Source organism: Bacillus sp. USDA818B3_A (assembly GCF_009928415.1).
In the GTDB taxonomy this organism is placed as follows: domain Bacteria; phylum Bacillota; class Bacilli; order Bacillales; family Cytobacillaceae; genus Neobacillus.
Map to the genome: position 1 here is coordinate 414,003 of NZ_JAABNN010000003.1, position 13,690 is coordinate 427,692.

At 38.2% G+C, this 13,690-nt stretch carries 16 protein-coding genes and 1 riboswitch; of the genes, 12 read left to right on the top strand and 4 right to left on the bottom strand.

Annotated features, from left to right (window positions below; genetic code table 11):
* Positions 1-43 precede the first annotated feature (43 nt).
* Positions 44-427, top strand: coding sequence for a rhodanese-like domain-containing protein (locus tag GXK58_RS08365; protein ID WP_160721635.1), 384 nt, complete (start codon positions 44-46; stop codon positions 425-427).
* An 80-nt stretch (positions 428-507) separates the two neighbouring features.
* Here the strand turns inward: GXK58_RS08365 and gcvPB are convergent, their stop codons facing one another.
* Genes gcvPB through gcvT form a run of 3 tightly spaced genes read right to left on the bottom strand, consistent with a single transcriptional unit; the run spans position 508 to position 4,440 of the window.
* Positions 508-1,977 carry an aminomethyl-transferring glycine dehydrogenase subunit GcvPB gene (gene gcvPB / locus GXK58_RS08370; RefSeq protein ID WP_160721637.1) on the bottom strand — a complete coding sequence of 490 codons (1,470 nt, stop codon included), beginning with the start codon at positions 1,975-1,977 and terminating at the stop codon, positions 508-510.
* Positions 1,970-3,316 (bottom strand): aminomethyl-transferring glycine dehydrogenase subunit GcvPA, encoded by a 1,347-nt coding sequence (gene gcvPA / locus GXK58_RS08375; RefSeq protein ID WP_160721639.1) that lies wholly within the window; start codon positions 3,314-3,316, stop codon positions 1,970-1,972. Before gcvPA ends, gcvPB begins: the two co-directional genes overlap by 8 nt.
* Positions 3,317-3,333: 17 nt before the next feature.
* Positions 3,334-4,440: a glycine cleavage system aminomethyltransferase GcvT gene (gene gcvT / locus GXK58_RS08380; protein ID WP_160721641.1), complete on the bottom strand. Its 1,107-nt coding sequence runs from the start codon at positions 4,438-4,440 to the stop codon at positions 3,334-3,336.
* A gap of 185 nt (positions 4,441-4,625) precedes the next feature.
* Positions 4,626-4,714, bottom strand: a riboswitch (glycine riboswitch).
* Positions 4,715-4,924: 210 nt separating this feature from the next.
* On the opposite strand from gcvT, the gene GXK58_RS08385 reads away from it, so the two are divergent.
* The 10 genes from GXK58_RS08385 (at position 4,925) to GXK58_RS08430 (ending at position 11,782) form a co-directional block, all read left to right on the top strand.
* Positions 4,925-6,613 carry a DEAD/DEAH box helicase gene (locus GXK58_RS08385; protein WP_160722202.1) on the top strand — a complete coding sequence of 563 codons (1,689 nt, stop codon included), beginning with the start codon at positions 4,925-4,927 and terminating at the stop codon, positions 6,611-6,613.
* Entirely contained in the window at positions 6,591-7,382 is a 792-nt protein-coding gene (locus GXK58_RS08390) for a YqhG family protein (protein WP_160721643.1), read from the top strand. Before GXK58_RS08385 ends, GXK58_RS08390 begins: the two co-directional genes overlap by 23 nt.
* Positions 7,383-7,527: 145 nt before the next feature.
* The gene (gene comGA / locus GXK58_RS08395) at positions 7,528-8,613 is read left to right on the top strand and encodes a competence type IV pilus ATPase ComGA (protein ID WP_160721645.1); all 1,086 of its coding nucleotides are present in this window, start codon (positions 7,528-7,530) and stop codon (positions 8,611-8,613) included.
* On the top strand, positions 8,600-9,631 hold the full coding sequence (comGB, locus tag GXK58_RS08400) for a competence type IV pilus assembly protein ComGB (RefSeq protein WP_160721647.1): 1,032 nt from the start codon (positions 8,600-8,602) through the stop codon (positions 9,629-9,631). Before comGA ends, comGB begins: the two co-directional genes overlap by 14 nt.
* Positions 9,632-9,653: 22 nt before the next feature.
* A complete protein-coding gene (comGC, locus tag GXK58_RS08405; protein WP_160721649.1) occupies positions 9,654-9,965 on the top strand; it encodes a competence type IV pilus major pilin ComGC in 312 nt (103 codons plus the stop codon).
* Positions 9,966-9,971: 6 nt separating this feature from the next.
* Positions 9,972-10,412 carry a competence type IV pilus minor pilin ComGD gene (gene comGD / locus GXK58_RS08410; protein ID WP_160721651.1) on the top strand — a complete coding sequence of 147 codons (441 nt, stop codon included), beginning with the start codon at positions 9,972-9,974 and terminating at the stop codon, positions 10,410-10,412.
* On the top strand, positions 10,396-10,734 hold the full coding sequence (locus GXK58_RS08415) for a hypothetical protein (protein ID WP_160721653.1): 339 nt from the start codon (positions 10,396-10,398) through the stop codon (positions 10,732-10,734). Before comGD ends, GXK58_RS08415 begins: the two co-directional genes overlap by 17 nt.
* On the top strand, positions 10,682-11,155 hold the full coding sequence (comGF, locus tag GXK58_RS08420) for a competence type IV pilus minor pilin ComGF (RefSeq protein WP_237389601.1): 474 nt from the start codon (positions 10,682-10,684) through the stop codon (positions 11,153-11,155). Before GXK58_RS08415 ends, comGF begins: the two co-directional genes overlap by 53 nt.
* Complete coding sequence (gene comGG / locus GXK58_RS08425; protein WP_160721655.1) at positions 11,152-11,535, top strand: competence type IV pilus minor pilin ComGG; 384 nt, start codon at positions 11,152-11,154, stop codon at positions 11,533-11,535. Before comGF ends, comGG begins: the two co-directional genes overlap by 4 nt.
* Positions 11,536-11,593: 58 nt before the next feature.
* A complete protein-coding gene (locus GXK58_RS08430) occupies positions 11,594-11,782 on the top strand; it encodes a YqzE family protein (protein WP_160721657.1) in 189 nt (62 codons plus the stop codon).
* Between the two features lie 362 nt (positions 11,783-12,144).
* On the opposite strand, the gene GXK58_RS08435 is transcribed toward GXK58_RS08430, so the two are convergent.
* Entirely contained in the window at positions 12,145-12,345 is a 201-nt protein-coding gene (locus tag GXK58_RS08435) for a cold-shock protein (RefSeq protein ID WP_160721659.1), read from the bottom strand.
* Positions 12,346-12,912: 567 nt separating this feature from the next.
* On the opposite strand from GXK58_RS08435, the gene GXK58_RS08440 reads away from it, so the two are divergent.
* Positions 12,913-13,383, top strand: a complete 471-nt coding sequence (locus GXK58_RS08440; protein ID WP_160721661.1) for a hypothetical protein — start codon at positions 12,913-12,915, stop codon at positions 13,381-13,383.
* The last annotated feature ends 307 nt before the right edge of the window (positions 13,384-13,690 follow it).

Consider the following 13,690-nt stretch of genomic DNA (forward strand, 5'->3'; position numbering starts at 1 on the left):
TAATAAATACTAGTGCAGTAAAGCTTGAAGGGAGCAAAAAAAGTTGAATTCACTTTATACTTTATTAATTATTATTGCAGCCGTAATTATCTACTCCGTTTTCACTTATTTTTACCAAAAGCGGATTGTTAAAACGGCAACAGAAGAAGAATTCCGTGCAGGATATCGAAAGGCACAACTAATAGATGTTCGTGAACCGAACGAGTTTGAAGGCGGCCATATCTTAGGAGCACGCAATATTCCAATGTCTCAATTAAAAATGCGCATGGGGGAAATCCGCCAGGACATGCCGGTCTATCTATATTGCCAAAGCGGCATGCGCAGTGCACGTGCTGCACAATTTTTACACCGTAAAGGGTACAGAGAATTAACCCAGCTTCAAGGCGGCTTCAAAAAATGGTCTGGTAAAGTAAAGACGAAAAAATAACTTTGGGCCTCGGCGGCGAGCTTCCTCGGACCCATTCCATAAGGAAAAGGTCAGATTCTTGTTGAATCTGACCTTTTTCATTAGTAAGCTTTTTGAAACTTTAAAACTGGTTTACGGGCTGCCAATGTTTCATCAAGACGTCCGACAACTGTTGTATGTGGTGCCTCTTGAACAATCTCAGAATTTTCTTCTGCTTCTTTGGCGATTTGAATCATTGTATCAATAAACGAATCAAGCGTCTCTTTTGATTCTGTTTCTGTTGGCTCAATCATAATACATTCCTCCACATTTAATGGGAAGTAAATGGTAGGTGGATGATAACCAAAATCAAGCAGTCGTTTAGCGATATCTAGCGTCCGAACCCCTAATTTCTTCTGACGTCTTCCACTTAATACAAACTCATGCTTACAATGTTTGTCAAACGGTAAATCATAATATTCTGCGAGCCTTCTCATCATGTAGTTGGCATTCAAAACCGCATACTCCGTGACTGCTTTTAAGCCATCAGGTCCCATGGAACGTATATACGTATAGGCGCGAACATTGATTCCAAAATTTCCGTAGAAGGGTTTTACACGTCCAATGGATTGTGGCCGATTAAAATCTAATAGAAAACGATCTCCTTGCTTGGAAATGATGGGTTTTGGTAAAAATGGAACTAAATCCGCTTTAACCCCAACAGGACCTGAACCAGGTCCCCCTCCGCCATGTGGACCAGTAAAGGTTTTATGCAGGTTTAAATGAACAACGTCAAATCCCATATCGCCTGGTCGAGCTTTTGAAAGAACGGCGTTAAGGTTTGCACCGTCATAATACAACTTACCACCTGCTCCATGGACAATATCAGCGATTTCAAGAATTTGTTCCTCAAATAAACCAAGTGTATTAGGATTCGTTAACATTAGTGCGGCAGTATCATCACCAACAACCCGTTGTAAATCCTCAAGGTCAACAAGACCTTGGTCTGTGGATTTTACCGTAATGGTTTCAAACCCGGCTATCGCAGCTGAAGCAGGATTTGTTCCATGGGCTGAATCTGGAACGATTACTTTGGTACGTACCATATCACCATTAGCTTCATGGAACGCACGAATGAGCATTAATCCCGTCCATTCTCCATGCGCTCCTGCTGCAGATTGTAAAGTGACTTCGTCCATCCCTGTAATTTCGATTAAATGCTGCTGAAGATCATACATGAGGGTAAGTGCCCCTTGTACCGAACTTTCGTCCTGTAACGGGTGAATATGGGCAAACCCATAATAACGGGCAACATTTTCATTGATTTTTGGATTATATTTCATTGTACATGATCCTAATGGATAAAAACCGGAATCAAGGCCATGATTTCTTTTTGAAAGAGCTGTATAGTGACGCATAATATCGAGCTCGGAAACCTCAGGAAGTTCCGGCTCTTCTTCACGTAAGTACACCTCAGGGAGAAGAGTGCTGATGTCTACTTCCGGGATATCCATTTCCGGGAGACTGTAACCGATTCGACCTGGAGTACTACATTCAAAAATAAGTGCTTGTGCGTGGTCTTGGTTATGCATGCAAATCCCCCAATTCTTTCACTAAAGTATCAATCTCTTCCTTCGTTCTTTGTTCAGTTACGGCAATCAGCATATGATTGGACAATCCAGAATAGTCACGCCCTAAATCATAGCCTCCAATAATACCTTTTTCTAAAAGTAATTGATTGATGACCTTAACGGGTTTTTCTAACTTTACAACAAATTCATTAAAGGCGAACCCCTCGTAAACCACTTCAAATCCAGCCTTTTTAAAAGAATGTTTAGCGTAGTGTGCTTTTTGCAGATTGGCAGCCGCCATTTCACGTACACCTTTTTTACCCAAAGCTGTCATGGCCACAGATGCGGCTAGAGCGTTCAGCGCTTGGTTGGAACAAATATTTGAAGTCGCCTTCTCGCGGCGAATATGCTGCTCACGGGCTTGGAGTGTTAATACAAACCCACGGCGTCCTTGGTCATCTACTGTTTGACCAACAAGACGGCCCGGTACTTTTCTCATTAGTTTGTTCGTGACCGCAAAATAACCGCAATGCGGTCCTCCAAATGCTGTTGGGATTCCAAAAGGCTGTGCATCACCTGTGACAATGTCAGCACCAAGCTTACCTGGTGGTGTTAATACACCTAAAGACAGCGGGTTGCTATTAACAACAAACAGTCCTTTGCTGGCATGTATGATTGCTTCAATCTCTTTTAATGGCTCGATGCGGCCAAAGAAATTGGGATACTGAATAATTACTGCAGCAATTTCTTCGGTAACTAGACTCTTTAAGGTGTCGACATCTGTGACCCCATCTTTAATAGGTGCCTCTAGGACCTCAAGGTTCTGTCCTTTTGCATACGTTTTAAGAACTTCACGATATTCAGGATGAACAGCATCCGATACAACGATTTTCTTTCTCTTTGTATGACCAGCACTAAGCATCGCCGCTTCAGCTAGAGCGGTTCCGCCATCATACATAGACGAATTAGCCACATCCATACCCGTTAATTCACAAATCATCGTCTGGAATTCAAAGATAGCCTGCAATTCACCTTGAGAAATTTCCGGCTGATAGGGTGTATAGGCTGTATAAAATTCAGAGCGTGAAATAACGTGGTCCACGATTACAGGTATATAATGGTCGTAAACACCGGCTCCCAGAAAGCAAACATTTCGTTTGAGATCGGCATTTTGATCTGCTAAATGAAATAACTCTTTCAATAATGATACTTCAGACTTGGCAGGTTTAATGTTGTACTCACCCTTAAATCTAACTTGTTCAGGGATGTCACTAAACAGTTGATCGATGGAAGAAACGCCAATCGTTTCGAGCATGGCCTTTTTATCTTGTTCCGTCATTGGTAAATAGCGATGTCTCATAACCCTACTCCCTTCTATTATTTCTTTTCTCTTTTATAAAATGGGATTGGCACTACCGCAGCTCTTAGCCGTTTCCCACGAATTTCAACCTCAACTTCCGAGTCAAGCCCGGTGAATTCCGTCCTTATCAAAGCGAGTCCGATATTCTTCTTTAAAGTAGGAGACTGTGTACCGGTTGTTATTTCACCAATTTGCTCAGTTCCTTTATAAACAGGATAGCCATGCCGAGGAATCCCCCTGTCAATCATTTCTATTCCCACTATTTTCCTTGTTAAGCCATTTTCCTTCTGTTTCCTTAAGGCTTCCTTGCCTATAAAGTCGGCTTCCTTTGTTAATTTCACGGCAAACCCTATCCCGGCTTCCAGAGGGGAGATATCTGGGGAAAGCTCTTGACCATAAAGTGCCAGTACAGATTCAAACCGGAGGGTATCCCGTGCACCTAATCCGCATGGCAGTACACCCATTTCTTTTCCAGCGTCTAAAATAGCTTTCCAGAGGTCAACCGCATCGGAGGCCTCACAATAAATCTCAAAACCATCCTCACCGGTATATCCTGTCCTTGATACAAGAGCCTTTTTGCCGTCTAAATTTACTTCCTTCTGGAATTTAAAAAATCCGAGCTGACCTAAAACTGTCTCACCTGAGAGCTTTTGCAGAACCTTTTCCGCAAGCGGCCCTTGAATAGCAAGCTGGGCTGTTTTTTCAGACAAATTATCTAGAATTACATCCCCCTCGGCATGCTCCTTTAGCCAGTTGTAGTCTTTTTCAATATTTGAAGCATTCACAACCAGTAAATAATGAAGATCCGTTATTTTATAAACTAGCAAGTCGTCTACCGTCCCGCCATTTTCATAACACATAGCTGTGTATTGAGCAGCTCCAGTGTTAATTTTTGTAATATCGTTTGTCATCATTTTTTGTAAGAAGTTTAAACTGTCTGCCCCTCTCACTTCTATTTCACCCATATGAGAGACGTCAAATAAGCCTGCTCTAGTACGGACGGCTTCATGTTCTTCTTTAATGCTTGAAAATTGTACAGGCAGCTCCCAGCCCCCGAAATCAATCGTTTTTCCCCCGTATTCTTTATACACTTCATAAAGTGGAGTCCGTTTTAATTCAGTCATCCCTAAATCCCCCTTTTTTTATTGTAAAAAAGCAATAAAGGTTGCGAAAAGAGTCTTGTTAAAACATAAAAAAGGACAGAAAACCTCCCTAATATCTAAGAAGGTCTCTGTCCTTGCACCTGAAAGTTTACCTTAGTGGTTATCCCCTTTGGTGGCTGCGCGCATTGCAGCTCTCTCCAGAGTTGCGTCAAGCAAGTGTCTTTTTGCCTGAGAGATTCACATTTCTGCTTGCTCCTTCGGCGCTACGTTCCGTAGTCTCTCCCCTTGCTGTCATTCGCATTATAATATTTTCCAATATGGTAATACTAATTATACTTATAAAATAATTTACATTATGAAAATATTTGAAACATTCTAACGTTATATCCATCCTACCATTAAAACCTAACATTGAGCAATATATTTATTAGAGAATTAGAACAACAATAACAATGGAAATTTGCACTAGACATGACACTACACTATATGTAAGGGAGCTGTAATGATGTCAGTTGAAATCGAATTTGACTCCTCATGGCAGGATGATTTTTTACATAGAATTGACAACGATGGTCCTTGGGGAAATTGGGAGCTGTTTAAACTAGCAATTAATGTGGAAAAACATTTGGTCATTCCTGAATTCGAGGGTTTGCAGGCTCCAAATCATCTCCCAAACTTAACTCCTCTGCCCCACCAACTTGAAACAGCGAAACAGGTTATTGAGAATATGAATGGAAAAGCGATTTTGGGTGATGAAGTAGGACTAGGTAAAACCATTGAAGCAGGTTTAATATTAAAAGAATACATGATTCGCGGACTAGTAAAGAAGGTATTAATTCTTGTCCCGGCATCGTTAGTGACTCAGTGGGCCATTGAACTTAACAGCAAATTTTTTATCCCTGCAGTTACCCAAAGGAAGAGTTATGTTTGGGAACAATGTGATGTGGTTGTGTCTTCCATAGATACCGCCAAGAGAAATCCTCATCGGGATATTATCTATAATCAGGACTATGATCTAATTATTATTGATGAGGCACATAAACTTAAAAATAATAAAACGAAAAACTACGAATTTGTACAAAATCTTAAAAAGAAATTTTGTTTACTGTTAACGGCAACGCCAATTCAAAATCGAATTGAAGAAATCTTTAATCTTGTTTCACTCCTAAAGCCAGGCCACTTAGGAAGCGAGACAGCCTTTTATGAAAAATATAAGCGCGATGCCAGATCATTGAATGATGATGAACATTTGAAAGAATTAGTCAACAAGGTTATGATCCGAAATCGCCGGGCTGACACAGGAATTGAGTGGACAAAAAGACAGGTTGAAACCATTCCAATCAACTTCTCACCTGCTGAAAAGGATCTCTACGATTCCATTTGCATGTTAAAAAGCGAAGGGGATTGGCTTCAAACAAGCGCTTTTTCTGTGATGACTTTACAGCGTGAGGCATGCTCGAGCAGGGAAGCTGTTTTCTACACACTAAAAAATATGCTCCAAAAGAAAGAAGATCCCTCTCCTGCTTTTGAAGAACAAATACAATTTTTAATTAAAAAGGTTGAAGCTGTGCAGCAAAATTCAAAAGCAGAAAAAGCCCTTGAATTAATCCAGAAGGTGAACGATAAGGTAATTATTTTTACAGAATACCGTGCCACCCAGATGTATTTGCAGTGGTATTTAAAGCAGCATGGAATCAGCTCTGTACCTTTTCGCGGCGGTTTTAAGCGCGGAAAAAAAGACTGGATGCGAGAGCTCTTTCAAAAGCACGCCCAAGTCCTGATTGCTACTGAGGCTGGCGGTGAGGGGATCAATCTTCAGTTCTGTAATCACATCATCAATTTTGATTTGCCGTGGAATCCTATGAGACTTGAACAGCGGATTGGACGGATTCATCGCCTCGGGCAGGAAAAGGATGTCATGATATATAATTTTGCCATCAAAGATACTGTAGAAGAACATATTCTTAAATTGCTATATGAAAAAATTAATTTATTTGAAAAAGTAATTGGGGAATTAGACGATATCTTAACAAAATTAGAATTTGGAAATATTGAAGACCACCTTATTGATATTTTCGGCCAATCCAGTTCTGAAGGTGAAATGCGTATAAAAATGGAGAATTTATCATCTATGATTGAATTTGCCCAATCAATGAAGGAGGAGGATCCACATGCAGCAGCAGGAAATTCATGATTTTCTTCTAAAGTATTTTCAAGCAAATGATTGTCCAATTATCGAAAATAAACCAGGGTATTTAATTGTGCAATTAACCGTTGACCTTGATAAAGAATTGATGAACCGTCCCTTCTACTGGCACTATCTTGAAAAAACAGGCGGCATTCCAAATCCAATGAGGTTAACGTTCATTACTGATCAAAAAAAGGCACCGGAAAATATGAAAGGGGAAATTATCCATTTTGGCTCCCCTCGCCTTCATCAAATATTTGCTTCGACAAAAAAGTTGTCCAGTTATATCCGCTTATATGAAAATCATCAACAGGTTCAAAATCAAACCGCCTTGTTTCCTTGGTTGTGCATGAATGTAAAAATCTCGTATCAATGTGACCGGAAGCGGGATATCTTTAAATCGATCGGCTTACAGCTCATAAATGGTCAAATGGTCGAAGAGTTTCACGAGCGTTTACAGAGAGTGCCTTTGACACCTAAAATCCCGGATTATTCTTTTACCTTATCGCCGCTCGTTAAACCGAAAAGCGGAATGATCAGGGTGGAAAATTATTTAAAATCCTTAATTGCCGAGGACGATCACACCTGGGCTGACGAAGCACGAAAACGATGGGAGCAAGACTTACGGTTACTGGATCATTTCTATGAAGACGAAGAAGAAGGCAATGAAAATTATGAAACCGAAAAAATGGCACTGCAAGAACAATACGAACCGAAAATAAACATATCCTTTATCAATGGAGGCCTCTTTTACCTAACCGAAAAAGCCATATAATCGCGGGAAATTCCAGTGACAGGCACCATGTGAAAATTTCACATGGTGCCTGTCACTGATTGTTCACAAAAATTGTAAAAAACTTAAAAATAAAAAAGGATAAGAATGAACGTTGTCGAATTATGATTTATGAAAAATAAAAAGGATGGTGATACTTATTGTTAGTTCAATTGAAATACTAGCGAATCGGATTATTAGAGATGCTGTACAAAATCAAGCAACCGATATTCACATTATTCCACGTAAGGAAGACACACTGATTCAAATCCGTTTAACCAACAAACTTATTCCACGATTATCCCTTCCGAAAGATGAATGCGACAGATTAATATCACATTTTAAATTCACAGCGAATATGGACATCGGGGAAAGAAGACGGCCGCAAAGCGGTGCAGTTTTTTGTGAAGTAGACGGAAAAGTAATGGGCCTTAGACTATCGACACTTCCATCCAATAATAGAGAGAGCCTTGTTATCCGGCTGTTACCACAACAAGAACAAATCCCTTTTCATCAACTCTCCTTATTTCCTTCCATGACTAGAAAGCTATTAGCCCTGCTCAAACACGCACATGGATTAATAATATTCACGGGTCCTACCGGCTCAGGCAAAACCACCACACTTTACTCCCTGCTAAATGAAACCGCACATCTCTTTCATCGTAACGTCATCACACTTGAAGATCCTATTGAAAAAAACTATGACTCTGTTCTGCAAGTACAAGTGAATGAAAAAGCAGGTGTAACCTATGCAACTGGTTTAAAAGCGATTCTTCGGCATGATCCCGATATCATCATGGTCGGTGAAATAAGAGATGCTGAAACTGCAAAAATTGCTGTCAGAGCCGCACTCACAGGCCATTTAGTATTGTCCACCATGCATACACGTGACGCAAAAGGGGCTGTTTACCGGCTGCGAGAATTTGGTGTAAACTGGCTGGAAGTCGAACAGACCCTAATTGCCGTTACCAATCAAAGATTAGTAGAATTGACTTGCCCTTATTGTGAAGGTGAATGTTCACCACTGTGTTATTCCTATGGCAAATGGAAAAGAGCAAGTGTTTTTGAACTCTTATCCGGACGAAACCTAAATACCGTTATGAAAACAGCTAAAGGCGAAAGACTGCACACCCACTACCGGTCACTAAAACAGGTAATAAACAAGGGCATTGCTCTCGGCTACATTCAAGAATCTGAATATGAACGGCTAGTATACGATTATGAGCCGTCATAAGTGGTCTGTAAGCGAGCAAGCTAACTTCCTAAAGAGAACAGGGGATTTACTTCTGCGGGGATATCCAATCGCTGAAGCGATTGAATCCATAGCATTGCAATTATCATTGAATCGAAAGGAGGAATTGCATGAATGTTTAACAGGCTTAAAGCAAGGTTTACCCTTTCATGAAGTACTAAATAACCTTCGCTTTGACAGGGACTTAATCGGATACGTCTATTTTGCCGAACAGCATGGAAGCTTTGCCGAAGCATTATTGGAAGGAAGTAATCTTGCTTTATTAAAAGAAAAAGATTTGCAAAAGCTTTTTAAACTACTGCAATATCCGTTGTTGTTAATGTTCATCACAGGATTTCTATTTATTTTCATTGAGAATACCTTGCTGCCAAGATTTACAACACTATTTGCCTCATTAGGACTCAAGGAGAATTTTTTCACCAAGGTTTTATATGCTTTTGATCAGTATTTCCCAATCGTCATTGCTGCTCTCCTTTTAATCCTCGTTCTAACTGCGGCTTATTATTTTCTTGTATTCCGGAAACAATCCGTCCTCAAGCAAAGAGCACTGCTTGTTCGCATTCCTATTGTTGGCCGGATCCTCAAATTGTTATTTACTCACTATTTTTCCATTCAATTAAGTTTTCTATTGTCCGGAGGGATATCTGTCTCCCATGCACTTTCACTTTTTGAAAGAAATCATAGACAGTTATTTTACAGCCGAGTTGCTGAAGATATTAAAGTAAAACTCGTAACTGGAGAAAAACTAGAGACGATTATTTCCTCCTTTTCATTTTTTGAAAAGGAATTCTCAATGATCATAAAACATGGTCAAGAAAATGGAAAATTAGAGCAAGAATTGCTATTTTTCAGCAAGCATTGTGTCACATCCATGGAGGAAAGGATTGAAAAAAGTTTAAAGACCATCCAACCTGTTTTATATATTTTTATTGGATGTTTAGTTGTTTCCATGTATCTAGCTATATTGTTACCAATGTTTCACCTGCTAGATGGAATATAAAAAAAATGGAGGTATTTTAATTATGAAGAAAAATGAAAAAGGCTTTACATTGATAGAAATGATGATTGTCATGTTAATCATTTCTGTTTTGCTTATGATTACGATTCCAAACGTCGCCAAACATAATTCGAATATTAATAATAAAGGCTGCGAGGCCTACGTGAAAATGGTCCAGGCACAAGTTCAGGCATATGAAATGGAGAAAAATAAAATCCCAACCCTTGCCGAATTACAATCAGATGGCTATTTAAACAATGTAAAGGGCTGTCCAAATGGACAAGAAGTTGCCATCGATTCACAAGGAAATGTTACTGCAGCTGCAAAAGAAGAATAACTAAGGATGATTCGCAGCCAAAACGGATTTACACTCATAGAATCATTGTTAGTTCTCTCCATTTTTATGATCATATCCTCCATCACAGTGTTTTCTCTACAGCCGCAAGATGAAGTATTGCAAGATGAAGCCTTTATTTCTCAGCTTAAGGCAGATCTCCTTTATTCACAACAATATGCTATTTCTCACCAGGATGAAATATCCATTGTGTTTGTTCCAAACCAATATATATATTACGGAATCACCAAAGGAGATAAACCACCTATTGTCGAGAGAAGTTACCCCACAAGTATTTATCTTACCGAAGGGTCTCTCCCCCTTTATTTCAAATTCCTTCCTGATGGAAATGTAAATAAATTTGGCTCCTTTTATATCCAAACAAAGAAAAAAACATATCGGGTGACCTTTTTAATTGGGAAAGGAAGATTTTATGTTACGGAACAATAAGGGATATTTCTTATTGGAACTGCTGTTATCACTTTCAACCATGTTAATGCTTAGTCTATTTTTACTTCCCTTATTTATGGAATTGAGAGATCAATCTAAAAAAGTCCAGATAGAGAAAACCGCACAAAGATTAATGTATGAAGAACTAAAAGCAAAAATCATTGGCAACGGGACAATGTCTGACTCCTCCATTATTCTGAATACGATTGAATACAAAATTAATTGGTCAAATACTGATGTATCCTCACAAAAGGAGGTGTGTGTAAAGGTTGAAAAGAATTCAATTCATCCGGAAACCAATGTTTGTGGTGTCCTTGAATGAAAAAGCTTTTACCCTAATCGAGGTGTTGATTTCATTTTTGATTTTCTCCACCATTATTTTCTTCATGGCACCGGTTTTTCATATCCTCCTAAACCAGAAAACCATGCAAACCAAATTACAATCTATGGAGTGGGATGTATTTTGCAGTCAAGCAACACAAGAAATTGCCACAGTTTCACGTGCAGAGGTAATCGCAGGGCGGCTAATTTTAACCAAGGGCTCTGAAACCATTCAGTATGAAAAATATGGTTCCAATCTAAGACGGCGGGTAAACTCTACTGGACATGAAATCATCCTTCAAAATGTTTCGGAATATTCCTTTTCAATTGTGGATAATGCCGTAAAAATAAGGGTGGTGGATGTATGGGGAAAAGAATATTTACTGACTGCGTTTTCCTTCCTAAAATGGAATTCAACATGATAAATAATCAACGAGGCTTTACCTATCCCCTAACCTTATGCATCCTGCTTCTTTTCCTAATCTTTTTTTCGATGCATATCGAACAATTATTGTCCGAACAAAAAATGGCAGAAGAAACAACAGCACTGCTTAGGCAAGAATATTATTTTCTATCCACTGCGAAAAAGATAGAATTGTTGTACCAAACAAAAGGAACGATTCCTTCCAAAGGAACATACGTTTATGCGCACGGAACAATGGATTACCGTGCAGAAACTCCCTCTGCCTACGTGCAAATCGTGGATTTCACCCTTGTTATTCAAAGGCGCGAACCAGTGGTGGGATTCGGTTACTTTGATACTCGGTCAAGAAGTTTAATTAAATGGGTTCAAGTTAAATAATCTGTTTTAAGATCATATAAAATGGGCATAATGTAGGTGTATAAAGGCAGGTGTGTCCATGAAAACGAACGATTATGTAAAATATATGACCCAAATGATTGTTAAGTATGCTGACCAGCCAAAAGATGAACGAAAACGAATGAAAATTGAGAAGAAACAAACAAAAGCGGACTTCTGGTATCGTTGGTTTGGTATTCTCCCCTATATACTTTATTCTGAAATAATGAAAAAACGAAGATATAAGTAGCGGTTTCCCTCTGACCGCTGCTTTTATCAAAACGTATATATTAACCATTAAGGATGTATTTGGAAGTAGTACGTCTGAATCGCACCTGTAGTTTAAAAGGGTGTCTATGGGTACGTTTTTAGTCTTCTATGTTATACTTATTTAGGAGCCAATAGTATCAGATACAAAGTAGACCTTGTATCGTGGATAAATATTGGCTTTATTTTATTATGATTAGGTAATTCCCAACATGTATGATACAATAAATTTACCATTTGAATTACTTTTTTCGTGTGCCCTGCTCATTTATGAGTGGGGCTCCTGTTTTTTAAGAACAAATAAAAAACAGACTCTATAGAGAGCCTGTTAGATAGTGTTTTTTATTAAGCTTTACGAACGTTAGATGCTTGAGCTCCACGTTGACCTTGCTCAACATCGAAAGTCACTGCTTGACCTTCGTCTAAAGATTTGAAACCTTCGCCTTGGATAGCTGAGAAGTGAACGAATACATCGTCTCCGCCTTCGCGCTCGATGAACCCAAAACCTTTTTCTGCATTAAACCATTTTACTTTACCGTTTTCCATTGTGTTTCCTCCTGCTGTGTGCATTGCACACAATATGTTACTATCCTTGCACTCAGTGATCATCAAGACGAAAAGTTTAATCTTATACTATCCTTTACACCGAACAAAAATAATTCTTTATTATAGTAACATTTAATTAAAATATTTGCAAGGTTTCCAAAAAATTGTATCTCTAATCTAAAATAATAAAGGGTTAGCCAATTAGTCCACTCTACAACTATCAATAATTTTATATTTAATTTTACGTTTATACTGTTATTATTAAGTATTTCTATAGAGTAGGTGACAACATGACTGAACAACAATATATCTAAACAAAATTTACGATTATAAATCATTACCGGATAAAGTAAGTGGACGCTGCGATAATTGTGGTAATGCTCACTTTAAATCAAAAGTAGGTCAAGGGAAATTTATTAAAGAATGTAGTAATTGTGGTATGAAGAAGAGTATTTATACTCTTTTTCATTTCCTCTAAACAAGACAAAGCTGACAATAAACTAAACGTTTTGAATTAGATTTACCCAATTTAGGAAAAGATAAGAAAAAATAATTGGAGGTTCACTAATGGGTCAAATCCTTTCCTGGATTGTAATGATACTACCATGGTTTTTACTCGTACCACTAAATTCAATTAGGGTAAGAAATTTTTTATCAGTTGCGTTTTTTACTGTCCTATTGAATACAATCTATTTCCAAATGGCTGAAATTTGGAATTGGTGGACTGTAAAAACTAATGTGTTTTTTTTAACTAATGTTTCTTCATTTACATATGGATTTCTTCCTGTTACTACCATCCTTGTTTTTTATTTGTTCTATCCCAACTTGTGGTTATTTTTTGGTGCTAATATGATTTTAGATGCAATACAAGCATTTATTATTAGCCCTTTTATTTTTGAAAAAGTTGGACTTTATGAGTTGAACACGATAAATAATTTTGGACTTTTTCTAGCGATTATTAGCCATTTGCCTATAATATATGTTTATCAAAGATGGTACGACTCTGTATTTAATCGTAAAGAGAGTGACCATTTTTAAGTCACTCTTAACCTTTGTCCTATATTCAACATTTTTATTTTTTGTTTCTTCATCATTAAATTCACAACAATTGGATTAATGTAACTCATTTAGTAATAATGAAGTCTTACACCAGTGTCACCGATTGTTTCGATGATTTTTCGACTTATAACAATCACTGGTAATTGTGTGAAGATACCTTTTGTTTCTCTTAATTGAGGAATAACAGATGCGTCTAATAAAATTTCTTGTTTGTGTTTATTTTATCTCACTTTTTTTAAACGTCTATGCTTTATTGTAGCGATTTATTTCGATTTGGAAAATACAA

Bases quoted from the DNA above. Each gene is read 5' to 3' on its own strand.
- gcvPB (WP_160721637.1), bottom strand. From the start codon at position 1,977: ATGCATAACCAAGACCACGCACAAGCACTTATTTTTGAATGTAGTACT.
- gcvPA (WP_160721639.1), bottom strand. From the start codon at position 3,316: ATGAGACATCGCTATTTACCAATGACGGAACAAGATAAAAAGGCCATG.
- gcvT (WP_160721641.1), bottom strand. From the start codon at position 4,440: ATGACTGAATTAAAACGGACTCCACTTTATGAAGTGTATAAAGAATAC.
- GXK58_RS08385 (WP_160722202.1), top strand. From the start codon at position 4,925: ATGTCAGTTGAAATCGAATTTGACTCCTCATGGCAGGATGATTTTTTA.
- GXK58_RS08390 (WP_160721643.1), top strand. From the start codon at position 6,591: ATGCAGCAGCAGGAAATTCATGATTTTCTTCTAAAGTATTTTCAAGCA.
- comGA (WP_160721645.1), top strand. From the start codon at position 7,528: ATGGTGATACTTATTGTTAGTTCAATTGAAATACTAGCGAATCGGATT.
- comGB (WP_160721647.1), top strand. From the start codon at position 8,600: ATGAGCCGTCATAAGTGGTCTGTAAGCGAGCAAGCTAACTTCCTAAAG.
- comGC (WP_160721649.1), top strand. From the start codon at position 9,654: ATGAAGAAAAATGAAAAAGGCTTTACATTGATAGAAATGATGATTGTC.
- comGD (WP_160721651.1), top strand. From the start codon at position 9,972: ATGATTCGCAGCCAAAACGGATTTACACTCATAGAATCATTGTTAGTT.
- GXK58_RS08415 (WP_160721653.1), top strand. From the start codon at position 10,396: ATGTTACGGAACAATAAGGGATATTTCTTATTGGAACTGCTGTTATCA.
- comGG (WP_160721655.1), top strand. From the start codon at position 11,152: ATGATAAATAATCAACGAGGCTTTACCTATCCCCTAACCTTATGCATC.
- GXK58_RS08430 (WP_160721657.1), top strand. From the start codon at position 11,594: ATGAAAACGAACGATTATGTAAAATATATGACCCAAATGATTGTTAAG.
- GXK58_RS08435 (WP_160721659.1), bottom strand. From the start codon at position 12,345: ATGGAAAACGGTAAAGTAAAATGGTTTAATGCAGAAAAAGGTTTTGGG.
- GXK58_RS08440 (WP_160721661.1), top strand. From the start codon at position 12,913: ATGGGTCAAATCCTTTCCTGGATTGTAATGATACTACCATGGTTTTTA.